Here is a 23,444-nt window from a genome sequence, read left to right on the forward strand (position 1 = left end):
TTTAGCTAAAGGAGTGAAAAATATGAACGAATATAAGTACATCAGCATTGTGATCAACAAGTTTGATCTGCCTCTGGAAATTAAGTTAGCTACGCCTGATTCTGACTTGATCGACCAGAAAAAAATTGATGAAGCAATAAAGCAGATTTCAGAAAAAGTTACAGAATATGAACAGATATTTTCATTAGAGAATAATAATTCATTGTTAGCTCGTTTCCAAAACGGCGATGAGTCTGGCTTGATGACTTCACCAGAATTTAGAGAAGTTTATGAACAAACAATTACAGCTGAACAAATGACTCATCACTACTTCAGCTCGTATTTTAATAGTCAATATGACCCAATTGGATTATTGAATGGTTGGATCATCGATAAAATATTTAATAAGTATCTTCTGTCAATGCTAAGCAATAATGGAATTGATGGCGTTTCATTACGATCTGGTGAAGATGTGCGATTAGCAAGTCGTCCTAATATAGATTTTAGGTGGAGAGTAGCCGTTAAAGATCCTCAGAATTTAGATATTCTTTTAGCTACCTACTTTCTCCAAAATGGGGCTATTTCAACTTCAAATAAACGCCGTGGTCTGAGAAATGAGAAGAGCAATATTGAACAAGTAACAATTGTCAGCAGCAATGCGTTGGATGCCAATATTTGGTCATCAGCGGGTATATCTGCCGGAACTAATAAGTTTCCAGAGTTTGTTTCTAAGTACCATTTAACAGGCATGATAGTGGATAGTAGTTCAGGAATGATGAACTTTCGAGATGGATATTCAGATAAAATTGCAGTCCAAAGATAAGATACATATACGTAAATGTCATGTACCTTATTTTTTTGTCCTTTTTTCTAAACTTATTCATACTTTATTCAAAGAATCTCATTATTATTTGGCTAATATATTAAATAATAATAAAATAAAATTTCCATATCATTTCAGTAGAATAATGAGGTAATTATATGCAACGAATAAAGTATTTTTTCCCAAGCAAAGTAATCAATCAAATGAATATTCCCTTTACAATAAAATTAGCAACCAATGATTTAGATGATATTATTTCTGAAAAATTAGAATTTGTTACCGAAAATATTAATGAAAGATTGCACCAAATTGATTTGATCTTTTCGCCATTTAGATATGATTCTTTAGTCTCTCGTTTTCAAAGAGGAGATAAACAAGTGATTTTAGAATCAGAGGATTTTCAGACAATTTATGGGCAAGCAACTTTGGCTGAACAAATGACTGATGGTATTTTTACATCACATTTTGCAGGACGTTATGATCCTACAAGATTGGTCAAAGGCTGGGCAATTGAACAAGTTTTTGATGAATATCTAAAGCCGCTGTTAAAAGATCCTAAAATAGATGGGGTTTATCTAAGTGGCGATGGAAATATTAAATTTGCTACGAGACAAGAATCTGATTTTAGTTGGGGTATAAATATTGAAGACGCAGATGATTCCCATAGCATTATCGCAACTTATCATCTTAATAACGGTGCCATAGCGACCTCTGAAAAGGGTGGACATGCTGCAAATATTATTAGGATGAAACAGAGCCAAGTTCAACAGGTAACTGTGATAAGCGATAATTTAGTTGATGCTGACGTTTGGGCTACGGTTGGAGTTTTGGCTGGTAGTGAAAAATTTGCAGAAATGAGAAATGAATACAATTTATCTGGCATTTTGATAAATAAAAATGAAGAGCCTCTGAGTTTTAGCGAAGGCACTATGATTAACAGTAAAGAAGCGACAGTATAAAAAAACTGAGAAATTTAGGGAATGATAATTCTTTCTACCTAAATTCTCAGTTTTTTATTAGTTCAGTGGAAATAGAACTTATTGTTTAATTAATCGTTCCAAGATTCAACTTCATCAACATAACCGTCGGGGTTGCCACTCCAGAAGAAGCCGCCATACCAGAGGCTTCGCTTGTCGTTATCAAAGCCATTGATTTCTTTCATGTCAGCATCGCTGATTTCAAAATCGTAAACATCAGAGTTTTGGACGATTCTTTCTTCGTGAACTGACTTAGGAATAGTAATAATTCCATTTTGAAGGTCCCAACGTAAAATAACTTGGGCAACTGACTTATGATATTTGTCAGCAATTTTCTTCAATCTAGAATCACCAAGAACACTACCACCGCCAAGTGGTGACCATGCTTCAAGATAAATGTTATTTTCATCACAGAAATTCTTGATATCAACTTCTTGGCAAAGAGGATGATATTCCATTTGATTAACAGCTGGTTTGATTGAGCCGTTTTTTAGGATATTTTTTAATCGCTCAATATTGAAGTTTGAAACACCGATGGCACGAGCTTTGCCTGCTTTATAAATTGTTTCAAGAGCACGCCAAGTATCAAGGTATGTTCCATCGACTGGCCAGTGAATCAATAGGAGATCTACGTAGTCTGTTTGCAATCTCTTTAATTGTCCCTCGAAATTATCAAGAACTGATTGATAACCTTGGTCGCCATTAAAGATCTTAGTTGTGAGGAAAATATCCTCACGTTTGAGACCATTGTCAGCAAATCCTTTTTGCAATCCTTCACCAACACCAGTTTCATTACCATATTGTTTAGCAGTATCAATAGCTTTGTAACCATGTTTTAAAGCCCATTGAACAGTTTGGGAAGCACCAGAATTGTTAACCTTCCAAACGCCCATACCTAATTGGGGCATTTTTACACCATTATTCAAAGTTACAGTAGAATCTAATTTTAAAGTCATATTAACCCTCCTATGACTATAATTTTAACTCAAATATAAATATGATACTTGGAAATAAACTTATCATTTGGTATAGTTCAATTGTATACGCTGTCATAGCGCTGTTCTTGTAGCTTTTTGGGGAAGGTATATCACAAATAATGGAAAATATTGAGAATGATGATATTAAAACAGAAATAGTTAATTTGTCGGCAACACTTAATTTGCCAAAAGGGACTGAAGCTTTTATTAGTGATATTCATGGTAATAATGATAAATATTTGAATATTATTCGAAGCGGAGCCGGAAACATTAGCCGCAAAGTGAGTGAACTATTCAATGGTCGTTTGACAACGTTAAATCAAAAGCGTTTGGTCTGTTTGATTTATTATCCAGAAGAAGTTTTGCAAGAAAATGAAAATATAGAAAACAAAGATGACATGCAGCAATGGTATATGGATACGATTAACAGCATGGTAGAGGTACTTAAATATGTTTCGAATAAGTATCCACGTGAGATTGTTGAACGTGCTTTAGATTGCAAATATCAAGGGATTGCAAAGGAATTATTGTTTGGAGACTTACAAGCCGAGGATAAAAAGGCATATTATCGAGAAATGGTCAAAAGTCTTGTTAATTTAAAAATGAGTGATGATTTTATTATTGTTCTTTGTCATGCAATTCAAAAGTTAGCAATTGAACGGATTCACATATTAGGCGATTTATATGATCGAGGATCCAGACCCGATTTAATTATTAAGCATTTAAACGAAAGCTGGCAGAATTTTGATTTTGAATGGGGCAACCATGATGTTTTGTGGATGGGAAGTTTAGCTGGATCTAAGCTTTGTATGTTAAATCTTATTCGTATCAGTGCTCGATATCATAATTTAAAGCTACTCAAAGATGCTTATGATATCGATTTAACATCTATGATCAAATTTGCCACGAATCGTTATGTTCCTTTGCCTAATTTTGAGGCAAAAATTGGAAGAAACGATCTAACCGATGAACAAAAAAATATTGATAATTGTGTTCAGCAGGCAGCGGCTATCATGCAGTTCAAACTGGAAGGTCAAGCTATTAAACGTCGACCTGAATTTAAGATGGATGATCAACTATTATTGGACAAGTTAAGTTTGGATAAAAATTCCATCACTATTAATGATAAAGTTTACAAAATTGAACATGGCTGCTTTCAATCAGTTAATCCTGCCAAACCATATCAAATTACGCACAGTGAGCAAGTAGTTATTATTGATTTAATTAATCAATTTACTCATTCAACTAAATTGAATGAACATATGTGGTTTATGTTGGATAATGGTTCCATGTATCTCAAACATAACGGAAACTTACTTTTTCATGGTTGTGTGCCAGTGGATGAAGCTGGAAACTTATTGAAGTTGAAAATTGACGGACAAGAATATGCTGGTAAGGATTTATTCGATTATTTTGAATTTATTTTAAAAGACGGGATGAGACATCCTACTACAGGAGATTGCTTTAACTCTGACTTGATCTGGTATCTCTGGGCAGGAAAAATTTCACCGCTATTTGGCAAAGATAAGATGGCTACATTTGAGCGTTACTTTATTAATGATTCGAAATTACAGGAAGAACATCTAAATCCATTTTTTAAGTTGTGTCGAAAAGAACAGTTTGCCGATAAGATGTTGAAAGAATTTGGACTAAACGGTCGCGGACATATCATTGTGGGACATACGCCATCTTCAAAGGTGGAACCAATTATGGCTGATAAAAAGGTTGTGTTAGTCAATGGGATGTCTGAACCTAAAAGCGATTCAAAAATAGGTGGATATACGTTGTTATTTGATTCTTATGGAATGCGCTTGGAAACCTTACGTCCCTTCACATCACGCAAGCAGTCAATTGCTGAGATGTCTGATGTGGTATTGGACAAGCAAATTATTGAACATTCTTCAGAAAGAAAGACAATTGCAGATACAGACTACGGGCGCAAAATAAAAGAGCAGATAGAAAAGCTATCTGCTCAATTGTAAATTCAATAATATGATGGTATACCCAAATCACTTGGATTGATTTTCAAGTGATTTTTATTATGTTAAAAATCATTTTCACTATAAAAATTATATATATATTTAATGTAATAAACACATATATAATATAGTGTATTGAAATGAAAGACACTATATGTATTGTAAAAATAATATAAAAAGTATAGTTAATTTGTAATTAAATATTGGAGGATATATATATGAACAGAAAAAAATTATCAGACGAATATTTGAAACATGTGAATGGTGGATGGCAAGCAAGAGGATATATTTATGCAATGCCAAGAGCTGAAAGACATGCGTTTGCTCAGGGATTTATTGATAGTTTTAGAACACTATTTTAATTTAAGGAGAATTCTTATGTATAAAACAGTTAAGTTTAACATTATTAAGAGAAACGAAATGGAAAAGATTGTCGGTGGTAGAAAATATAATAATGCCTATCAAGACGGTAGAGGATTTGGAAACATGGCTAAATGGTTAATAGAGGGTGCGGAATTCTTTTTGTAGTATAAATCTATAAGGTCTATTGATATTATAAATTTACCGAGGAAGATAATTGAAATTTAATACGCTTTTTTATAAGACAAATCAGTTTTGGATAGGTGTAGTACTTTTTCTTTGGAATTTAAAGATACCGACATTGTTTTTGAATAATGGATTCTATACGAAAATTATTCAAGAAGAACATTATTATATAGTTATTGATATATTGTTCTTTTTTTTAGGGGTTTATTTATTGTTAAAATCTCTTGTACAAAAGAATGACTAAAAGATTCATGATCTAAAATCTATCCAAAAGTTGGAATTTTTAAATAAAGCAGCATATTTTTCTTCGATGTTTGTGTTAGACTTGTCATTTGCATCCGATAATTGATACTAATCTTTCTTTCCCATATTTTATATATATTTTTCAATTTTTTAACAAAATGTCCAAAGATACATGAAATGTATCACTAATTTTTATTAAGGTCGTTACATCGGGAAAGCATCTTTCATTTTCCCAACCGGAGACTGTTTTTCTGGAAACAGCTAGTTTATTTCCAAATTCTTCTTGCGTAAGTTGGTTTTTAATTCGACATATTTTTATTTTTTGTGATAAATTCATTGTTCTCACCTAGATTAACTTTGATTACTAGTAAATATATAATTAACTTAATTCGGAGACTTAATAAACTTATTAAAGTCGTATTAATCCATATTATCGTTTTATCTGGAGAACAATATTTTGGCAATCTCTCACAATGAAAGAAATTGCAATTATTAAATATAATCAAGTAACTTCGAATAAATAAAATAGATATCAAAACAGGTTATACAGTTAAAATATCATTTAGCCGTATAACCTGCTTTTTTTTAAATTAAGATAATTATATTCAATGTTTTTTAACTTCTTGATCTTTTTTCCAATCATCTTTATTTTCGTCCCAATTTTCGGAGAGTGCATGCTTGGGAAGGATTAAATTCAAGATAATACCGATAACTGTGGCAACACCAACACCAGTAAATTGGAAAGTTCCAACTTGAAGGTAAGCATTACCAATACCGATAACTAGAATAACTGAGGCAATCATTAAATTACGTTTCTCGTTAAAATCAACTTTATTATCAACAAGAATTCTTAAGCCACTTGAAGAGATAACTCCAAATAGTACAAAACTGATACCACCAATAACTGGACCAGGTACTGTCTGAATCAAAGCACTTAGTTTACCGACAAAACCGAACAAAGCAGCGAAGACAGCAGCTCCAATAACGACGTAGACACTGAAGATTTTATTAACTGCCATAACGCCGATATTTTCGCCATAAGATGTAACAGGAGGGCCACCAAGAAAAGCAGCTACGATTGAAGCAGTACCATCACCGGCTAAGGTCTTATGAAGACCAGGATCTTTGAAGAAGTCACGGTGAGTCAATTCATCTAAAACCATGATATGGCCTAGATGTTCAGCCATTGTTACAAAGGCAATCGGAGCGAAACTAAGTATAGCGCCCCAATAAATTTGTTTAGGCATATAGTTGACGAACATCAAATCAAAGGCTGGTAATTTGAGCCAAGGGGTAGAGATAACTTTGGAAAAGTCGACAATCCCCAAAGCAACTGAGAGAACATAGCCACCAATAATACCGAGCAAGATAGCAATGTTGCTCCAAAAACCACGTAAATACATATTTAAAATAACGGTTAAAAATAGCGTGAACATAGCAACACCAAAGTATTTTAAATCATAGTGAGAACCATTCATCATGGCATTGTTAGCAGCACTTCCTGCTACTGACATACCGATAACGATGACGATTGGTCCCACGACAATAGGTGGTAAGGCCTTATCAATCCAATCGGAACCAACGAAACCAACGATTAAAGATACGATTAAGTAAACCAGACCTACAGCAATAGTACCTTGAGCAACTCCAGCATAACCGACTGTTTTCATCAGAGCCACCATCGGTACAATGAAAGAAAAACTGGAACTCATATAAGCCGGAATCTTTCGATGAGTAATTAAAATGTGAATAATGGTCCCAACGCCAGAACTGAATAGTGCGATACTAGGATCTAGACCAACTAGTAACGGTACTAAAACGGTGGCACCGAACATTGAGAATAAGTGCTGTAATGATAGGAAAGCCCAAGTACCTAGCGGTGGTTTTTCGTAGACATCTAAAACTGCATCTGGATTTCGATATTCTTTACTATTTGGATCCAAAGCAAACATCTCCCCTAAATTTTTTTTGCAAAAAAATAGTCCTTTATCCCGTGTATGCGAAATAAAAGACTGAACGTGTTTCCTTATTAGCCTCACGGGACCAAAATTTAAAGGACCATATTTGATTGCTTTCACTATAATTGAGTTGCAATGCAAAGTCAATAATGAAATACTAAAAGACGTAATAAAAGCGCTAACAAAGAGGAGAGTTTTATGGTCGAATTATATATTGTAAGACACGGTGAAACGGATACCAACTATGAGGGACGTATCAATGGTATGTCTACTGATAAACCGTTAAATGCCAATGGAATCAAACAAGTTGAAACATTAGAGAAACAGATTGATATCAATAAATTTGATGAAGTTTATTCCAGTCCCATGAAACGAGCTATGCAAACGGCTGAGATTTTAAACCAAGGCGTACATGAAATCCATCAAGATAAAAGACTTTATGAAGCTGACTATGGCTCTTGGGATGGACTTAAGGAAACTGATTTACGAGACAAGTATCCAGATGCTTTCGATGAGAATAATTTTTTGTTACCTACATATACTAAATATGCAAAAGATGGCGAAGAATATTCAGATGTTTACAGACGAGTTGAAGATTTTATGGATGATATGGGCAAAAAAGGCAATAAAAAAATCATGGTTGTCTGCCATGGTTTTGTCAGTCGTTCATTCTTAAAAGTTGTAACGGATGCCAAAAATATTTCTAATATTATTCAACCAGATAATGCTGGCGTATCTAAGTATGGTGTTTCAGATAGTGGTATTAAATATTTGTACTATTATGGACGTATAAATAATATCGATTAGAGGTAGTCTATGGGACTTACTAATAAGGTACCAGAAAAAGATGTTCAACAGACTTTCAATAAGATTGCTGGTAATTATGATAAGCTAAATTCAATTATGAGTTTAGGAACTCATCAAAAATGGCGTCAAAAGGCAACGGCTAAAATAGTTGTTAATCCTAGTAAAATTTTAGATCTCTGTTGTGGTACGGCGGATTGGACTATCATGTTAGCCCGTCGATATCAACATGCTGACATTATTGGAGCAGACTTTAGTTCTGAGATGTTAAAGATTGCTCAACAAAAAGTCGGAGCTTCGCAATTGACCAATATTACCTTAGAAAATGGCGATGCGATGAATCTTAGATATCCTGACAATTCTTTCGATGTAGTTACAATCGGTTTTGGTTTACGAAATGTTCCCGATGCCAACAAAGTTTTGCAAGAAATCTATCGGATTTTAAAGCCAGGTGGGCAGTTAATTTGCTTAGAGGCATTTAAAGTTGAGACACCGGTAATTAAATTAGGCTGGAAAGTGTATTTTAATCGTTTGATGCCCTTGATGGGAAAAGTTTTTGCTAAGAGTCCGTCAGAATATAAATATTTAGATGATTCAGTTAATAAATTTGTCAGTATCAAACAATTGGCCGAGATGATGAACGCAGCCGGTTTTAAAAATATCGAGGTAGATGATTTAATGTTCAAAGCTGCAGCTATCCATTCAGCTTTTAAATAACAAAAAAAGAACACCCGGGGAAGGTGTTCTTTTAGTTTTTAGGGGATTAAATATATATGTTATAGGGGGGATGAGATGAGATTTCTTATCTCTCATCTACAACTAATACTATACTTAATAAGTGTGAACCAATTATTTTGAAAATGTGAAGAAATTGTGAATTTTGATTCTTTTCATAAAAAAGTAAATATTTTTAAACGTAGCAAGCTAACAATTAAAATTAGGAGTGATATTTATGTCTAATATTAGAGATGTTGCTAGACTTTCTGGACATTCAGTTTCGACTGTTTCTCGAGTTATCAATAATCAAAGTTATGTTGCCAAGCAAACCAAACAGGATATTTTGGATGCAATGGAAGAGTTAGATTATCATCCTAACGATGTGGCGAGAGCTTTAAGTACAGGAAAAACCTATACTATCGGTGTCGTTCTACCTTATATCAATATTCCCTATTTTCAGAAGTTGGTTTCAGCAATTACTAAAGCTGCTTTTAAGGAAAATTATCAGGTGACCTTGTTACCATCTGATTATAATGAAGAAAGTGAAATTAAATATTTGGAAATGCTTAAGCATCGGGCTTTCGATGGTTTGATTTTTACTTCTCGAGCAATCTCATTTGAGAAAATCATGGAGTGTAGTCTGTATGGAACAATAACCTGTTGTGAAGATACCTTTGACTATCCAATCTCATGTGCATATACAGATCGCGAAGAATCATATAAAAAGGTTTTTGATTTGTTACGTCGATTAAAATTTCAGAATATCGGCGTTATATCAAGCCGTAGCGAAAAATACAGCCAATCGACTAAGAAAACTAAAGAGGCTTTCAAAGGCGTTTTTGGTTGCAAAGTACCTGAAAAAGATTCATATATGGGAGCCCAAGATTTTAACGGAGGCGTTATAGCGGCTAAAAAGTTATTAAGCAGTGATCCTGATATACAAGTGATCTTTGCTAATAGCGATCAAGTTGCTGCAGGTGTAATTCGCGAGCTAATGGTTTTAAATCGTGATGTTCCAGTAATTGGACAGGAAAATTTAGATTACAGCAAATTAATGAATTTCTCGACAATTGATCATAAATTAACGGAAATTGGCGAGTATGCATTTTGGTCTATTTTTGAAAAAGATATCGTAAAAAAAGAAATTCCTTCAGAATTTATTTTACGAGGAGTACTAATAAAAGATTAAAAAAAAAGACATCCTTGGGGAAGGATGTCTTTTTAAGGGGATTAAATATTGTTATAGGGGGGAGAGAAAAGAGAGAATACCTCTTTTCCACGGTTTATATAAGTGCAGGCTTATCATACAGTTAGTGCAGTTGATTCTTAGATATTAATTAGAATTTGGATAGCCCAATTTTGATAAGTCTTTTTATTATTTTATAAATTCTTTGTCCTTTTACGACAATAAAATTGCCACATCCCATGAGAGTAGAGAAATTCTACTCTGCAAGTATTAGTATAGCTTATTTTAAGTCTGACTACTACCGGCAGGTGTCTAAAAATACAGAAAAAAACACCTCGGGGAAAGGTGTTTTTTATTTAGGGGATTAAATATATATGTTATAGGGGGTGAGAAAAAGGATTGATTAGATCTTTCATCTACAATTTATATAATACTTAATTTTTATGAATTATATATTTATAAAATGTGAAGATTTTGTGAATTTTGAAATAGATTAGTTATTGAGGTTCTTTAGCAACTGTTTTAAGATGGCACCTTCCACAAAATTTGAAATATGGCTGGAACGCCGTGGGCACGACTGTGCCAATTTTAATTTTTGTTCCAGGCTAGTTTAACTGTTATATGATTTCTTATTTTAAAGGTATTATGCGCAAATTCCATTAAGTTCTTTAAGAATCGCATGCCTTTTCTGGGGGAGTCAAATTAAGGGAGAATATGATGGTTCATGAATTTTTTAGTGAAGTAGGATATTGGTTAGTATTTCTTTTAAGTAGAATGTTTTTGTTAGGAATGCTCGGTTTGTTTATTATGTTAGTGTTCGTATATCCATATCGGATAGCAATAATTTTGGGGATTATAGGGGTCCAACTTTAATCCGTTGTTTGTTTACGAAAAACTCGTTGGTTTGGGTTCGCATATCATCATTCATATTATGAAAAGCATAAAGATAAAATTGAACTGAATGAAAAATATGAAAAAATCCTAAGTAAATATTCTGCGGAGCATTAACATATTATCTTAAATAAAGTAAAGTTATGAAAAAGATTGTATTTGTGATATGTTGAGCATAAAAGGGGGCTTATCATGAAATCCACAATAATTAAAAGGATAATGGCTTTTTTGATATTGATTTTTTGTACAGTAGCTATTAGCGCGTGCTCAACACAATCTCAGAAGTTATCAAATACAAAAGAGGAGTTATCCCTAAAGGCTGAAATTAAGGCTAATAAAAAGAAATGGAATAATAAAGTAAAAAACGTGCCAATAATAAATTATCCTAAATTTGATTCAAGCAGTGAATCAATAGAAGATGATCATCTTAATTTTAGTTTACAGTTAATTAAGGGATTGAAAGATAGTAATCTGAATGAATCCACTTTTTTTAATAAAAATACTGTGATTAATGCAACGGTCATTAACTTTGAAGAAATGAAGGGTAAAGTTATAGGTCCCACCACTGAAGTAACTATACTTGTGAACAAGGTACTTAGTGGGGGAAAATCCCTAGAAGGACGCAGAATAAAAACTGAGTTTGGAGGCGGATTAACAAAAGTAAAATATGTATATTCTGATTTTGAAGGAAATTACCACGGTAACGATCATGGCTATAGTGACCCAAATACTCAAGTATTTGCTGCCACTCAGGCATTTCCTATGCCTAAAATCGGAGACAAAATAGTGACACAAGTTGTAAATTTTTCAACTATTAGTAAAGGTCAACGGGAAAACTATAAGACTATGTATAAATTAACGTCTAAAAACTTCTATCCCATAAGAGATCCTTATGTATTGTTTTGGATAAAAAAAGGGGATAAATACCAACCAAATAATCCAGGTTTTGCGCATATTCAGAATGACGAAATAAACAAAATAACAAATAGAATTAATACGATAATGTCAAAAAAGTAGGAAGACGAAAGATAAATATAAGTTAAGTCGCTGGAAAATTTATTCAATAAGTAAATTAGCGAAGAAAATACAAATAAATTTAAACTAAAAGAGCCGATGACTTTTTATACCATAGTCATCGGCTCTTCTTTGCAGATTTAAATTAATCAATATCGATATGATGTCCAGAGTCAACTTTATCTTCTAATTTAGGAAGAACAACTTTCAAAACACCATTGTCGTATGTAGCTTTAATATTATCAGTATTAACTGCTGGCAAGTGATATTGTCTCATGAAGCGACCGCTAGAACGTTCACTCATAATCATATCGCCATTCTTGTCATTATGATCGTTGAAACTATCACGATGACCACTAACTGTTAAAATATCATTTTCATAGTTGATGTCGATATCTTTCTTATCAAAAGCGGGCATATCAACATGTACTTCATAATTTTTATCAGTTTCCTTAATATCGGTTCTTAATGTGGAATCATCTGGGAAATTGTTGTCAAATATGGATGGGAAATTATTTGCCCAATTATCACTATTAAACCAATTTCTCATCAAATTATTACGATCCATAATTTCATTTGTCATACTATCTATACTTCCTTTCCCTTGATTACAAATACATTATAAGACCGGCCAGGATAAATTTTCAAGAAATTAGCATTCTTAATTGTTGAGTGCTAATTTTGTCTAAAAAGCTATAAAATTTAACTTAATTGATGTGATACAATAAAATTGATAAAAAAGAGGGTTAGCTAAATGACTAAACTGATTTTAAGACGTATTTATGACAAAGAGCTTCCAGAAGGATATCGAATATTAGTGGATCGACTTTGGCCTCGAGGAATGTCGAAAGTACGAGCTGATTTGGATTTGTGGGCAAAGGAAATTGCTCCTAGTGCCGAATTGAGAAAGTGGTTTGGACATGATCCAGAAAAGTACGCAGAATTTAAGAATAAGTATTTATCAGAAATTAAAAATAATGCTTATACTCCAGAATTCTTAACGGCAGTCAAAACAGCTTTGAAAAGTCAGGATGTTCTTATCTTATATAGTGCTAAAGATGAGGAACATAATGATGCGGTAGTCCTAATGGAATATCTAAATGCAAAAATTTAAATATTGTGGATTGGTTGGCTAGTAATTATGGAAGAATTTGATTTACAGTCTTTATTATCAAGCAATGAAAAATTGCTTATTTATCTTTTACAATCGTATGCTGAAACTAATGATATAGCCATTTTTATTTTGGGAAATGAGGACCATTTGCGAACTGGTATATTTGGCGATTTGTCCGCTAAAGACGAATTATTAAAGATTGATAAAACAGCCGATTTATCTAAGCTAAGTGTTAACAAGTTTAAGTATGATCTTGAATATTCAGATGCACCTTTAAAAGTGACGTTGCTCAGTCAACGAGTAGGGAAGGTTTGCGTTGCTAAAGATGTGGACAGTAAACCTGGACCTAAGAATTTATTAATTATGCAAATGTTGCAAAAACAAGTAGTCTACTTAAGACATGCAATTGAAAGTATTTCAAAGTTAATAATTGAAAACCGTGGATTAGACGACTTTATAATTAAATATCCGGCGGCTAATGATGAAACAATAGATGATTTAAGTGAGAATGAAGGTAAGGCATTGCAAAAGATCAAGACAATGTCGACTTCTAATAGCTCCATTATTTCTGCAATTGAATATATTGATGATAATTTAGATAAAAGATTAACTCTAGACAAAGTGTCTAGTAAGGTCTATCTTTCAGATTATTATTTTAGTAAACTTTTTAAACGTGAAACTGGACTAAGTTTTTCGGTATATTTGAATGCCCGTAAGATTCAAAAGGCTATGATTTTGTTAAAAGAAACTGAAAAAAATGTAAATGAAATTTCTGATTTGCTTGGTTTTACGAGGCTAAGCTACTTTAGTCAGACATTTAAAAAGTATACGGGATACGCTCCGACAAAATATCGGACAGAAGATGGAAATTAAATTTAAAAAACAGTGAGCCAAGACGTAGATGTTGCCGTTTTGGCTCTTTTTTTATAAAAAAAATTGTAGTAAACTTTAAACTTAGTTTAATTCGTTTTTTGAGCATTTTTAAGGAGAGATATTTATGAAAAATGTCTTTAAAAGGGAATCGGTTGATACCTATCTAAAAGCTGATTCTAGATTAACCAAGACCCTTGGAGCCAAGGATCTCTTATCATTAGGAATCGGAGCTGTTATCGGGACGGGTATTTTTATTCTTCCAGGACACGAAGCGGCGTTACATGCCGGCCCAGCCGTAACAATTGCCTTTTTGATTGCAGCGATTGTTTCTGGCTTTGTTGGTATGGCCTATGCTGAATTTTCTTCAGCTATGCCGGTAGCTGGTTCGGCCTATTCATTTGGAGCAGTAATTTATGGTGAAATTATTGGTTGGGTGCTCGGTTGGGCACTGATTTTGGAATATTTTTTGACTGTTTCAGCCGAGGCGGTTGGATTTGCTTCTTACTTTAATAACAATATTTTAGGAGCCTTTGGCGTACATATGCCTAAATTTTTAGCCGCGGGTCCACTAGAAGGTGGCGTTATTAACTTGTCAGCAACTTTGATCGTACTGTTAATTGCAGCTATTATTTTACAAGGTGCCAGTCTTTCTAAAAAAGTTGAGAACGTTGCAGTGTTAATTAAAGTAGCAATTATCATTTTATTCATTATAGTAGGGGCCTTTTATATTAAGACTAGCAATTATGTACCATTCTATCCTAAACAATTCCACACGGAACCATTTGGCATGGGAGGTATTTCTACCGCAACCGCAACTGTCTTCTTTGCTTTCGTTGGATTTGATGCTCTGGCCGCTAACTCAGCTGAGACAATCAATCCTAAACGAGACGTAGTTCGAGGAGTTTTGGGAACAGTAGTAGTTGCAGTGATCCTTTATGTTGGTTTTTCATTTGTTTTGACAGGAATCGTTAACTATAAAGATTTGAACGTTGATGATCCCGCAGCTTATGCTTTGAAAGTCGTTCACTTGGACACTTGGAATAAATTAATTACCATCGGTGCGTTGGTTGGTATTTTTACATCGTTATTAACCATGTTCTTTGGAGGTTCACGTTTAGTTTATGCTTTAGGACGTGATGGACTCTTGCCTAAGCAAATGGGTGAGGTTGATGAGAAATTCTCTGTACCAAAGAACGCTGTTTTATTGGCGATGGTAGTTCAGGCAATTTTTGCAGGTTTGGTACCATTAACAGAACTGACATCATTAATTAATGCCGGGACCTTACTAGCTTTCGTCTTCATTTCATTTGGAATTATTCCACTTCGTAGGAGAAAAGATATTCCTAATGATGGATTCAAAATGCCATGGTATCCATTCTTGCCGATATTAGCAGGAGTAGCTAGCTTATACTTCTTACTTATGTTGCCAACAATTTCCAAAATTAGCGTTGGCGTTTGGATAGTTATTGGTATTATTGTTTATTTTGCTTATGGATTGAAACATTCGAAACTACAAAATAAATAAGGCTTTCGTCCTCCGCAACAAATTGAAAGTTGACTGAAACGTCATACACTACTTGAAACTTGTTTTACGAAAAGGCTAATGACCTTTTGAAATATAATAAGAATAAAACCATATAAAAGACAGCCAAAATTGTAAATTAAACAATCTTGGCTGTCTTTATTCATATTCACCGTTTTATGGATTAGTTGAAATTTATATTTTTATCATTGTCAATGATCAGTTCTGTAAAAGTAATAAGAGGTAATTAACAAAGATAAAATAATTAGAAATAGGCCAAAAAATGATCCCTTAATTGAAAATTTGTTTTGAGTTTCTAAAGCAAAACTCAAATTTCCTATGTAAAGCAGAATTATTGACTGCAATATAAATTGAAAAGGATGCTTTTTCAAATACATAAATACAATATGCCTAAGGTTTAACATAATCACCCTGCCTTTTATATAATTATTTTAATTTATTTTACAAATATCATTGTATATCTTTTTTTTAAAACAGTACAATATAATCCTATTACAAAAAATAAATCAATATAGGGGGGAATTATGATTAAATCACTAAAGTAAGTCACATTTATTTCAATAACTGCACTTATGGGTTATGCAATTCCTTTAAATACTGTTTTTGCCTCGGAAGTTACAAATGATACCAAGATCTCGTTATTACACTATTCATCAGGATTTATCTAGAGCACAAGTAAAGAAGGCTGCTAATAGTGGAAACAAGATAACAACATTGGGCGGATTATTACCTGGTTCTATAGGAGTTTCTGCCGGATTAATACATAAAGGATTAGTTGTTAAGGCGTGGTCTATATATTCATATAAGTCATGTCTTTGTCTTTCTTAAGATTTGCTAGATTGCTAAACCAATTTACATAAATATTTGAGATCGCTTTAAATTCTCTAATATCCTTACAAATAGGAAATTTCTTCTTGAAGATATTCAGTTTCAATTTTGGACTGTATTTAATCATAAAAAAAGTACTTCATAACTGATCTAACAATTATGAAGTACTTTATTTTATATTATAGTTATTAGCAACGAAATAAAAAAATTGTTTAAAGGTTATGTTACCCCTCCTAAAAACAATAATTAAACTTATTTTTTACTTTTAGGAGCCTTATTGTTATTGATTTGGTGAATTATCAAGGTTACGATAATTGCTCCAATTAGAACACCAACGAAAACCAAATTAGGAATTTCAATGTCGATAGCGGGAATTGATAGGAACAGCTTTATGGAGATGAATAGAATCAAGAAGTAGGCCATACCATTCAATTCAGGAATCTTACTCATTAAGCCCATGATTAATTCAGCAATCCCTCGCATAGCTAGAATACCAATCATTCCACCGATTAAAACGATAACCGGATTGCTGGAAACTGCTAGGGAAGCAAGGACTGAATCAATTGAGAAGACAATGTCCATCAATTCAATTGAAATAACAACTTGCCAAAACCTAGAAATATGCAGACGTTTTTCGAGAGTATTTTCCTTCTTTCGTTCAGTTGGAACCTCGACTTTTTTCTTACCTCTTAAAAAGAAGTGATCTATGAATAGATAAAATAGATAACCCGCACCTAATACTTTGATCCACCAGAAGTCAATGAGATAAACTCCTAATCCAATAACGATGAATCTAAAAATATAAGCGCCAAAAAGTCCATAAAATAAAGACTTTTCCTGTTCAGCTTTGTTAGGTAAAGACTGTGTCTGTGCGGCTAAAACAACGGCATTGTCCACTGACAGCATACATTCCATAACTACCAAAGATAGAATAATTAACCAATCTTCCCCTGATTCTATAACGGTTGCCCAGTTATGAAGGTCAAAGAATGGACCATACATATTTACTAGTGCATTCAATCAATATTCCCTTGCTTTCTATTTAACTTGTTGGATAAATAATAACAATAGTAAGTGGTATTTACAATTGAATTTCCTCACTGAGAATGCACAGAAACAGATGCTACTCGCTACTAGGTTTTAATTTTAGTATTATTAATTAAATTTGTAGATATCTCAGTTACACGTATGAACTTTTATGTAAAAGAAAAAGCGGTATTCATCAGGGATTAAAGGTATGTGCAAGCCTACCTAAATTTCCAAATGAAAACTGCTTTTATTTTAATATCTAAATTTTAAAGTTAAATTACCAACCAAGTAACATACCAGCCCAATTTGCTTTGTTACGGAGGACGGCAAAATTATGCTGTAGGAACAAATGTCGTATAGATTAACCAAATATTTAGAATTGTTAAGACAATAGCAACAAAATATCCGATATACTCAACGACTTTATTATTAGCAAATTCTCCCATTAGTTTTTTATTACTGGAGAACTTGATCAGTGGAAAGATTGAGAATGGTAAAGCGACACTCAAGAACACTTGAGAAAGTGTCAAAAGCGATTCAATCTTAGCTTCGTTACCGTTATAAATAATTGCAAAGGCAACAACAGGAACAATGGACAATAGACGAGTAATAACACGTCTGACCCATAGTTTCATCTTCATATGGACGAAACCTTCCATAACAATCTGACCAGATAGAGTCCCTGTGATAGTTGAGTTTTGTCCAGATGCTAGTAAGGCAATAGCGAACAAAATACTCAAGACAGGACTGGCAACAGCTCCAGCCACCTTAGGATTTTGAAGAGCATTGAAAAGATCCACAAAACGTCCCAGATCACTCTTAGTTCCGAAGAACAAAGCAGCACCAAGAAGTAAAAGCAAAGTATTAACAATGAAAGCTAACGTTAATTGAATATTTGAATCCCAAGTAGAGAAACGTACGGCCTGACGCACACTCTTAGGATCTTGACGATCATATTTTCTAGCCTGTGAAATCGAAGAATGCAAGTAGAGATTATGAGGCATAACAGTCGCCCCGACAATACCTAATGAAAGGTAAAGCATGCTTTGATTTTGGAGAATTTTAGGATCAGGTACGAAACCAACTACCATTTGGCCCATATCGGGTCTAGCTAAAATAACTTCATATAAGAAAACAAAGAGAATAACCATAATCAAAGTTGCAACGATGGCTTCAATTTTTCTAAAACCTAATTTCATTAGAACTAATAATAGTAGAACATCAAACGCAGTAATGATAACACCCCAGAGTACGGGAATGTTGAACAGTAATTTTAAAGCAATTGCAGAACCAATAATTTCCGCAATATCAGTTGCCATAATGGCTAATTCAGTGACGATCCAAAGAATGAACCCTCCAACTTTAGATGTGCGGTCTCTAGTTAATTGTGCCAAATCCCTTCCGGTCACAATTCCTAGTTTAGCTGCCATGTATTGCAAAAGCATCGCAATCAAACTAGAAATCAAGATAACAGATAGTAATTTGTATTTGAATTGAGCACCACCAGCAATTGATGTTACCCAGTTACCTGGATCCATGTAACCCACGGCAACCAAAGCCCCTGGACCACTATATGCTAATAGGGTTTTAAAGAAACCGGCATCAGTAGGAACTTCAACGGTGTCATTAATTTCTTCCAAGGAAGGGCCATTAGCATAATGAATTAGGCTATCGTGTTTTTTGTTTTTTTCACTCAAGCTTATATCCCCCTTTTTTAATCTCAAGATATAATATCATGTTAGAGATGAACTTTAAACCCCCTTAAACAATAAAATTAAGTGTACCTAATAAAATGATATATTTATTGTTATTAAGGCTTTTTGAGGAATTGGTAGATATATTTTGTGATACTAAGTTATTATTGCTTAGATATTGAGTATAATTAATGGAAGATTCAGCATTGAGATAGTTCATCTTTATGTAATTAGGTCTGGTTTACGATACAATATAAGATATAGGTAAGTCTGAATAATAATTATACTTAAAAAATCTAATAGAAAAGGGATAGAGTTAAATGAGCATAATATTACTAATAGTTGATATTGTCTTCTTTATTGGTGCAGTCTTTAATGTTTATTGGCAATCTCAGATTGAAATAAGATCAATTTATAAGATATCATCATTGATTTTTGCAGCTTTCATTGGCGCTTGGTTGTTAGTTTCACCAACAGGTCAGTTGTCATATATCATTATGGTAGCTCTATTCATGTTGTTGAACATTATGAACGGCGTCGGTGGCGTCGGCGAAAAGAAAATCGTCTTAAATGGATTCTACTCAGGTGTTTTGGATTATGCCCAAGTAGTACATGTAACCTTGATTCCAATTGAAATTCAAGGCCGTAAGCCCAAGGTTGCTGTGATTTTTAATACAAAGAGACCGCAACAAGTAGAGATGAATTTTAATATCTCTTATAAAGAAATGGAAAAGTATTTACAAAAGAAATTGTCTAATGATGCTTCGGTTGAAGTTGGACAGATATAAAAAATAGACCTCACTTGAGGTCTATTTTTTTGAGCAGTTCTATTCAAATAATCACCTCATTTTGTAAATTTCAATCGAGATCTAATTTTTTGATCAAAGGATTATTTTTAAGATGATTTCTTAAAAGAAGCATACCGATGATGATATAAAAGGCCGCAACGATTAAAGCATCAATTAATAAAATTGCAAAACTTAGGTGAGAGCTTGCCGTTGATGTACTCGTTCCACTGACAAGCGTAACTCCGAAATTAATTGAAAAATGTAACAATATTGGTATCAAGATAGAGGCATAACGAACATATGCTGTGGCCAACAAGAATCCCATTCCAAATGTTTGAATCATTTGGAGAAATACGCTTTGAAATCCGTCATATCTTATATTTCCAAAGTGATATAAAGAAAATAGTAAACTGGCAATAATAATAGAAACGATGATCCGACGAGATTGGTTCTTAAATTTGAGATTCTTTAATAAACTCCCTAGGACTATACCTCGAAACAGATATTCTTCAGGAATGCCGGCAATTATCCCGATAGTGAAAGCCTCAATAACTCGTTGAGAACTTTTGCCAATTAGGGATGATCCCACAATAAAGAGTACAAAACCGAAAAGAATAATATTGCTTTTCCAGTTGGTCTTATTGAATACTGTTTTAAAGTAAATTTTTTGTTTTAGAATACTGAAATTTAATATTAACAATAATACAAGGGAAATAACTTTATAGATTGTTTATCAGTTTAAAGAATTTGGCGAAGACGGACAAAGAGGGAACGACTGCTTTAGCATTATAATTATATTATTAGTGCTTTGTTAAAAATCTCTTATCTTTTCTCAATTAATTTGTTTTTGTCCAAGAAGGGATCAAAATAATGAATCCGATAAATGAGTAAAATATTGCTGGAGCTACTGCATTAATTAGAGGAACATTTAGTGTTTTGGGAATACCATTAAAAGATATAATTAAGAAATCGATTCCAAAATGACAAATCATTGGAAAAAGAATATTTTGAGTCCGTATGAATAAACTGGAAAACACGAAACCCATCGCAGTTGTAATAATAACTTGTACAAGGGTAGATACGAAATCTTGGGAATACAAATTTATAAAATGTTCCATGCCGAATAACATACAAGAAATTAACGATGGCACTAATAATCTAGAAACTGGATTGTTAAGTCTTTGAAAAATATCGAGTAATGAAATGAGGACAATTCCTCTCATGAGATATTCTTCAGTTATGCAAGCAACTGTCCCAACGACTAAAGCACTAATCAAATTTTGAGGATGTAATAGACCAATTAAGAATAATACTGCTGTAATACCAATTAGGTTCTTTCTTTTAATAGTATTTAAATGCAAAGAAAATGGTATTTCTATTTTTGTAAGCTTTGAATTTAGTATGAATACGAAAATAAAGAATAGGGATTTATTTAAGATCAAAGTTAAAAGATTATTCGAAATAGAAAAAAACTTCAAAAAATTAATATAAAGAATCTCAAATGAAACTTCTAAAATTATCAAAAGAAAAAGTTTTTTTAGTAATGAACTGATCTTAATTCTATTCATTTTATTAACATCTCGCTCTAGGATTACCCATTATTTTAGGGGGCCATGCATGCTCAAACTCAAAGTAAGATTAAATAAGCATATCGTCAAGCTTAGATATAAAGCATGTACTTAAATGAGTGAGAAATGTTATTTTATAACGGCGTTATAACAATTTACTTGGATTAAAAAACACAATTATTATTATACTTATCGTACTAATTAGGGCTTTTACAAGCCGTCCTATCAAAAATCCAAATTTAGTTAATGCATCGGAATTAAACATGTAATCAGATGAACCAAATATTTCATTAAGGATAAATGATAGTGTCAAAATAAAAGTGGCAGACAATAATAATTTATATATTTTACTTTTAAAACCTATCCATGATGGAAAATAATAGAAAAAAACGATCGTATTAATTATTAAGAAAATTGATACCAATGAACTAGAATGCCTCATGACCGTAAAAATATTAAGATTGACATTAATACAAAGTAATATATTTATATAGTAGAGCATCATGGATATCTTTTTTTTCATCTCTATTTGATTCCTTTGAGAGAAATTAGTATCTGACAATGAATTCTCTTTTAAAAGGGTATCTATTGAAACGTTATATATGTTACTTATTTTGACTAATGTATTTAAATCAGGAAAACTACGTGTATTTTCCCATCCAGAGATTGTCTTTCGTGATACACATAACTTTTTTGCAACTTGACTCTGAGTTAATGATTTTTTTGATCTATAGTATTTTAACTTATTAGATAAATTCATTAAGGGCCTCTTTTGTATAAAGATGAATATCAAATTTAGTATATCTTATTTTTCCGTCTACAGTAATTTTTAGAATTCTTTAGGTTACATTTATCTACAAGATTCTATTATTTTAAAAATTTACAATCTTGCACCCCAAAGATTATTGCCAAGTTCATTATAAGAAAATACTTTTCGCCACAAGGCTCTTTCTTGTTTATTTAATTTGATGTTTTCGGATAATTTAATTACAGGAGCTTTATTTATGAAATATTGTAAGGAACCAGTGAAGGCAACGCCTTCACTTTTTTGTAATTTTAGAAGAGTTTCGTTTACGAATTGAGATGTTAAAGAACCTTGGTGATTCTTATTTAATTCTGTATTTAATTGGCTCATTGAAGTAATAACATCGTTTTTATTTATCATCATTATTCGCTCCTTATTAGTTATGTATACCTAAAGCTTACCAACTTTGATCTTCAATTAGGAGTAAATATCGTAAATGACTGTCAAACATATCTTGAGTGCAGAACCATAGAATCTGAAAGGATTCTATTTTTTTTACCATTTTTACTTGTAATATATCGTTTCGATATATATACTTGGAAGCCGGTAAAGGTTAGGTGAGTTATTTAATGTATGAGTTATTCATTTTAGGTCAGTTAATGGATCATCCTATGACGGGTTATGCTTTGCGAAAAGCGTTCATTAATATCATGGGCGATGATCAGGCGATTAGTTTTGGTACGTTGTATCCATTGTTAGATAAACTAGAGAGTGGAAATTTTTTAGCTTTGAGTTTTAAAAACACCGAGAATAAACGGCCACAAAAATTAGCGACAATTACTGAAAAAGGTACGCAGCAGTTTTTTAAATTGCTGGCTGAACCAGTAACGATTAATAAACAGAGTCAATTGACTTTTTTGATGAAAATCCACTTTTTGCATCTGCTTGATTCTCAGCAGCAAGTAAAGATTCTGAAAGATTTTCAAGAATTTTCGCAACAAAAGTTAACACGTTTAGAAGAACTTCGAGAGGATTTGAAAGATAATCCCCGAATGATTCAAGTTGATATTGACGATGGTTTGTTAGTTAAACAGCTACAGATTTTACGTGCTCAAGCTCAGTATGATTGGGTTACGAAACTCTTACAGGAAAGAAAAGGGGAATAACA

The 23,444-nt window shown here is 32.8% G+C and carries 24 protein-coding genes; 14 read left to right on the forward strand and 10 right to left on the reverse strand.

Annotation, left to right across the window (positions count from 1 at the left end):
* The first annotated feature begins 22 nt into the window (after nucleotides 1-22).
* Nucleotides 23-802 carry an FAD:protein FMN transferase gene (locus tag FD26_RS03660; RefSeq protein ID WP_057867085.1) on the forward strand — a complete coding sequence of 260 codons (780 nt, stop codon included), beginning with the start codon at nucleotides 23-25 and terminating at the stop codon, nucleotides 800-802.
* 158 nt (nucleotides 803-960) lie between these two features.
* A complete protein-coding gene (locus tag FD26_RS03665; RefSeq protein WP_057867086.1) occupies nucleotides 961-1,761 on the forward strand; it encodes an FAD:protein FMN transferase in 801 nt (266 codons plus the stop codon).
* An 89-nt stretch (nucleotides 1,762-1,850) separates the two neighbouring features.
* On the opposite strand, the gene FD26_RS03670 is transcribed toward FD26_RS03665, so the two are convergent.
* The gene (locus FD26_RS03670) at nucleotides 1,851-2,735 is read right to left on the reverse strand and encodes an aldo/keto reductase (RefSeq protein WP_057867087.1); all 885 of its coding nucleotides are present in this window, start codon (nucleotides 2,733-2,735) and stop codon (nucleotides 1,851-1,853) included.
* Nucleotides 2,736-2,875: 140 nt separating this feature from the next.
* Here FD26_RS03670 and FD26_RS03675 point away from each other — a divergent pair, with 140 nt between their 5' ends.
* The 3 genes from FD26_RS03675 to FD26_RS11025 all read left to right on the forward strand — a co-directional run bounded on the left by FD26_RS03675 (nucleotide 2,876) and on the right by FD26_RS11025 (nucleotide 5,263).
* Nucleotides 2,876-4,738 (forward strand): fructose-bisphosphatase class III, encoded by a 1,863-nt coding sequence (locus FD26_RS03675; RefSeq protein WP_057867088.1) that lies wholly within the window; start codon nucleotides 2,876-2,878, stop codon nucleotides 4,736-4,738.
* A 215-nt stretch (nucleotides 4,739-4,953) separates the two neighbouring features.
* Nucleotides 4,954-5,097, forward strand: coding sequence for a hypothetical protein (locus tag FD26_RS11020; RefSeq protein ID WP_156401763.1), 144 nt, complete (start codon nucleotides 4,954-4,956; stop codon nucleotides 5,095-5,097).
* A gap of 16 nt (nucleotides 5,098-5,113) precedes the next feature.
* Entirely contained in the window at nucleotides 5,114-5,263 is a 150-nt protein-coding gene (locus FD26_RS11025; protein WP_156401765.1) for a hypothetical protein, read from the forward strand.
* A gap of 403 nt (nucleotides 5,264-5,666) precedes the next feature.
* Here FD26_RS11025 and FD26_RS03685 read toward each other — a convergent pair whose 3' ends face one another.
* Together FD26_RS03685 and FD26_RS03690 are read right to left on the reverse strand one after the other, a co-directional pair.
* A complete protein-coding gene (locus tag FD26_RS03685; protein WP_057867090.1) occupies nucleotides 5,667-5,861 on the reverse strand; it encodes a helix-turn-helix transcriptional regulator in 195 nt (64 codons plus the stop codon).
* Nucleotides 5,862-6,129: 268 nt separating this feature from the next.
* Nucleotides 6,130-7,467, reverse strand: coding sequence for a uracil-xanthine permease family protein (locus tag FD26_RS03690; RefSeq protein ID WP_235525283.1), 1,338 nt, complete (start codon nucleotides 7,465-7,467; stop codon nucleotides 6,130-6,132).
* Nucleotides 7,468-7,680: 213 nt separating this feature from the next.
* Between FD26_RS03690 and FD26_RS03695 the strand changes: the two genes are divergently transcribed.
* From FD26_RS03695 to FD26_RS03710, 4 genes are all read left to right on the forward strand, one after another.
* Nucleotides 7,681-8,289, forward strand: coding sequence for a histidine phosphatase family protein (locus FD26_RS03695; protein WP_057867092.1), 609 nt, complete (start codon nucleotides 7,681-7,683; stop codon nucleotides 8,287-8,289).
* A 9-nt stretch (nucleotides 8,290-8,298) separates the two neighbouring features.
* Nucleotides 8,299-9,003, forward strand: a complete 705-nt coding sequence (gene ubiE / locus FD26_RS03700; RefSeq protein ID WP_057867093.1) for a bifunctional demethylmenaquinone methyltransferase/2-methoxy-6-polyprenyl-1,4-benzoquinol methylase UbiE — start codon at nucleotides 8,299-8,301, stop codon at nucleotides 9,001-9,003.
* 235 nt (nucleotides 9,004-9,238) lie between these two features.
* Nucleotides 9,239-10,192 (forward strand): LacI family DNA-binding transcriptional regulator, encoded by a 954-nt coding sequence (locus FD26_RS03705; RefSeq protein WP_057867094.1) that lies wholly within the window; start codon nucleotides 9,239-9,241, stop codon nucleotides 10,190-10,192.
* A gap of 1,080 nt (nucleotides 10,193-11,272) precedes the next feature.
* Nucleotides 11,273-12,097: a hypothetical protein gene (locus FD26_RS03710; RefSeq protein ID WP_057867095.1), complete on the forward strand. Its 825-nt coding sequence runs from the start codon at nucleotides 11,273-11,275 to the stop codon at nucleotides 12,095-12,097.
* A 142-nt stretch (nucleotides 12,098-12,239) separates the two neighbouring features.
* Here FD26_RS03710 and FD26_RS03715 read toward each other — a convergent pair whose 3' ends face one another.
* Nucleotides 12,240-12,677 (reverse strand): Hsp20/alpha crystallin family protein, encoded by a 438-nt coding sequence (locus FD26_RS03715; RefSeq protein ID WP_057867096.1) that lies wholly within the window; start codon nucleotides 12,675-12,677, stop codon nucleotides 12,240-12,242.
* 171 nt (nucleotides 12,678-12,848) lie between these two features.
* On the opposite strand from FD26_RS03715, the gene FD26_RS03720 reads away from it, so the two are divergent.
* The 3 genes from FD26_RS03720 to FD26_RS03730 all read left to right on the forward strand — a co-directional run bounded on the left by FD26_RS03720 (nucleotide 12,849) and on the right by FD26_RS03730 (nucleotide 15,606).
* Nucleotides 12,849-13,208: a DUF488 domain-containing protein gene (locus FD26_RS03720; protein ID WP_057867097.1), complete on the forward strand. Its 360-nt coding sequence runs from the start codon at nucleotides 12,849-12,851 to the stop codon at nucleotides 13,206-13,208.
* 27 nt (nucleotides 13,209-13,235) lie between these two features.
* Nucleotides 13,236-14,081 (forward strand): helix-turn-helix transcriptional regulator, encoded by an 846-nt coding sequence (locus FD26_RS03725; RefSeq protein ID WP_235526713.1) that lies wholly within the window; start codon nucleotides 13,236-13,238, stop codon nucleotides 14,079-14,081.
* A gap of 124 nt (nucleotides 14,082-14,205) precedes the next feature.
* Nucleotides 14,206-15,606, forward strand: coding sequence for an APC family permease (locus tag FD26_RS03730; protein ID WP_057867098.1), 1,401 nt, complete (start codon nucleotides 14,206-14,208; stop codon nucleotides 15,604-15,606).
* Between the two features lie 1,098 nt (nucleotides 15,607-16,704).
* On the opposite strand, the gene FD26_RS03735 is transcribed toward FD26_RS03730, so the two are convergent.
* Both FD26_RS03735 and FD26_RS03740 read right to left on the reverse strand, forming a co-directional pair.
* Nucleotides 16,705-17,472, reverse strand: coding sequence for a TerC family protein (locus FD26_RS03735; RefSeq protein WP_057867099.1), 768 nt, complete (start codon nucleotides 17,470-17,472; stop codon nucleotides 16,705-16,707).
* A 341-nt stretch (nucleotides 17,473-17,813) separates the two neighbouring features.
* Nucleotides 17,814-19,178: an Nramp family divalent metal transporter gene (locus FD26_RS03740; RefSeq protein ID WP_057867100.1), complete on the reverse strand. Its 1,365-nt coding sequence runs from the start codon at nucleotides 19,176-19,178 to the stop codon at nucleotides 17,814-17,816.
* 317 nt (nucleotides 19,179-19,495) lie between these two features.
* On the opposite strand from FD26_RS03740, the gene FD26_RS03745 reads away from it, so the two are divergent.
* On the forward strand, nucleotides 19,496-19,963 hold the full coding sequence (locus FD26_RS03745) for a hypothetical protein (protein ID WP_057867101.1): 468 nt from the start codon (nucleotides 19,496-19,498) through the stop codon (nucleotides 19,961-19,963).
* A gap of 70 nt (nucleotides 19,964-20,033) precedes the next feature.
* Here FD26_RS03745 and FD26_RS10865 read toward each other — a convergent pair whose 3' ends face one another.
* The 4 genes from FD26_RS10865 to FD26_RS03765 form a co-directional block, all read right to left on the reverse strand.
* Nucleotides 20,034-20,552: a CPBP family intramembrane glutamic endopeptidase gene (locus FD26_RS10865; RefSeq protein ID WP_162254846.1), complete on the reverse strand. Its 519-nt coding sequence runs from the start codon at nucleotides 20,550-20,552 to the stop codon at nucleotides 20,034-20,036.
* 247 nt (nucleotides 20,553-20,799) lie between these two features.
* Nucleotides 20,800-21,531 carry a CPBP family intramembrane glutamic endopeptidase gene (locus tag FD26_RS03755; protein WP_057867103.1) on the reverse strand — a complete coding sequence of 244 codons (732 nt, stop codon included), beginning with the start codon at nucleotides 21,529-21,531 and terminating at the stop codon, nucleotides 20,800-20,802.
* 145 nt (nucleotides 21,532-21,676) lie between these two features.
* Nucleotides 21,677-22,291 (reverse strand): helix-turn-helix transcriptional regulator, encoded by a 615-nt coding sequence (locus tag FD26_RS11455; protein WP_057867104.1) that lies wholly within the window; start codon nucleotides 22,289-22,291, stop codon nucleotides 21,677-21,679.
* Between the two features lie 120 nt (nucleotides 22,292-22,411).
* A complete protein-coding gene (locus tag FD26_RS03765; protein WP_075887285.1) occupies nucleotides 22,412-22,699 on the reverse strand; it encodes a hypothetical protein in 288 nt (95 codons plus the stop codon).
* Between the two features lie 206 nt (nucleotides 22,700-22,905).
* Between FD26_RS03765 and FD26_RS03770 the strand changes: the two genes are divergently transcribed.
* Nucleotides 22,906-23,442: a PadR family transcriptional regulator gene (locus tag FD26_RS03770; protein WP_057867106.1), complete on the forward strand. Its 537-nt coding sequence runs from the start codon at nucleotides 22,906-22,908 to the stop codon at nucleotides 23,440-23,442.
* Nucleotides 23,443-23,444 lie beyond the last annotated feature (2 nt).

It is taken from the genome of Companilactobacillus crustorum JCM 15951, assembly GCF_001434585.1.
Taxonomy (GTDB): domain Bacteria; phylum Bacillota; class Bacilli; order Lactobacillales; family Lactobacillaceae; genus Companilactobacillus; species Companilactobacillus crustorum.

Coding starts and splice junctions, on each gene's coding strand:
- FD26_RS03660 (WP_057867085.1), top strand. CDS start 23: ATGAACGAATATAAGTACATCAGCATTGTGATCAACAAGTTTGATCTG.
- FD26_RS03665 (WP_057867086.1), top strand. CDS start 961: ATGCAACGAATAAAGTATTTTTTCCCAAGCAAAGTAATCAATCAAATG.
- FD26_RS03670 (WP_057867087.1), bottom strand. CDS start 2,735: ATGACTTTAAAATTAGATTCTACTGTAACTTTGAATAATGGTGTAAAA.
- FD26_RS03675 (WP_057867088.1), top strand. CDS start 2,876: ATGGAAAATATTGAGAATGATGATATTAAAACAGAAATAGTTAATTTG.
- FD26_RS11020 (WP_156401763.1), top strand. CDS start 4,954: ATGAACAGAAAAAAATTATCAGACGAATATTTGAAACATGTGAATGGT.
- FD26_RS11025 (WP_156401765.1), top strand. CDS start 5,114: ATGTATAAAACAGTTAAGTTTAACATTATTAAGAGAAACGAAATGGAA.
- FD26_RS03685 (WP_057867090.1), bottom strand. CDS start 5,861: ATGAATTTATCACAAAAAATAAAAATATGTCGAATTAAAAACCAACTT.
- FD26_RS03695 (WP_057867092.1), top strand. CDS start 7,681: ATGGTCGAATTATATATTGTAAGACACGGTGAAACGGATACCAACTAT.
- ubiE (WP_057867093.1), top strand. CDS start 8,299: ATGGGACTTACTAATAAGGTACCAGAAAAAGATGTTCAACAGACTTTC.
- FD26_RS03705 (WP_057867094.1), top strand. CDS start 9,239: ATGTCTAATATTAGAGATGTTGCTAGACTTTCTGGACATTCAGTTTCG.
- FD26_RS03710 (WP_057867095.1), top strand. CDS start 11,273: ATGAAATCCACAATAATTAAAAGGATAATGGCTTTTTTGATATTGATT.
- FD26_RS03715 (WP_057867096.1), bottom strand. CDS start 12,677: ATGACAAATGAAATTATGGATCGTAATAATTTGATGAGAAATTGGTTT.
- FD26_RS03720 (WP_057867097.1), top strand. CDS start 12,849: ATGACTAAACTGATTTTAAGACGTATTTATGACAAAGAGCTTCCAGAA.
- FD26_RS03725 (WP_235526713.1), top strand. CDS start 13,236: ATGGAAGAATTTGATTTACAGTCTTTATTATCAAGCAATGAAAAATTG.
- FD26_RS03730 (WP_057867098.1), top strand. CDS start 14,206: ATGAAAAATGTCTTTAAAAGGGAATCGGTTGATACCTATCTAAAAGCT.
- FD26_RS03745 (WP_057867101.1), top strand. CDS start 19,496: ATGAGCATAATATTACTAATAGTTGATATTGTCTTCTTTATTGGTGCA.
- FD26_RS03755 (WP_057867103.1), bottom strand. CDS start 21,531: ATGAATAGAATTAAGATCAGTTCATTACTAAAAAAACTTTTTCTTTTG.
- FD26_RS11455 (WP_057867104.1), bottom strand. CDS start 22,291: ATGAATTTATCTAATAAGTTAAAATACTATAGATCAAAAAAATCATTA.
- FD26_RS03765 (WP_075887285.1), bottom strand. CDS start 22,699: ATGATGATAAATAAAAACGATGTTATTACTTCAATGAGCCAATTAAAT.
- FD26_RS03770 (WP_057867106.1), top strand. CDS start 22,906: ATGTATGAGTTATTCATTTTAGGTCAGTTAATGGATCATCCTATGACG.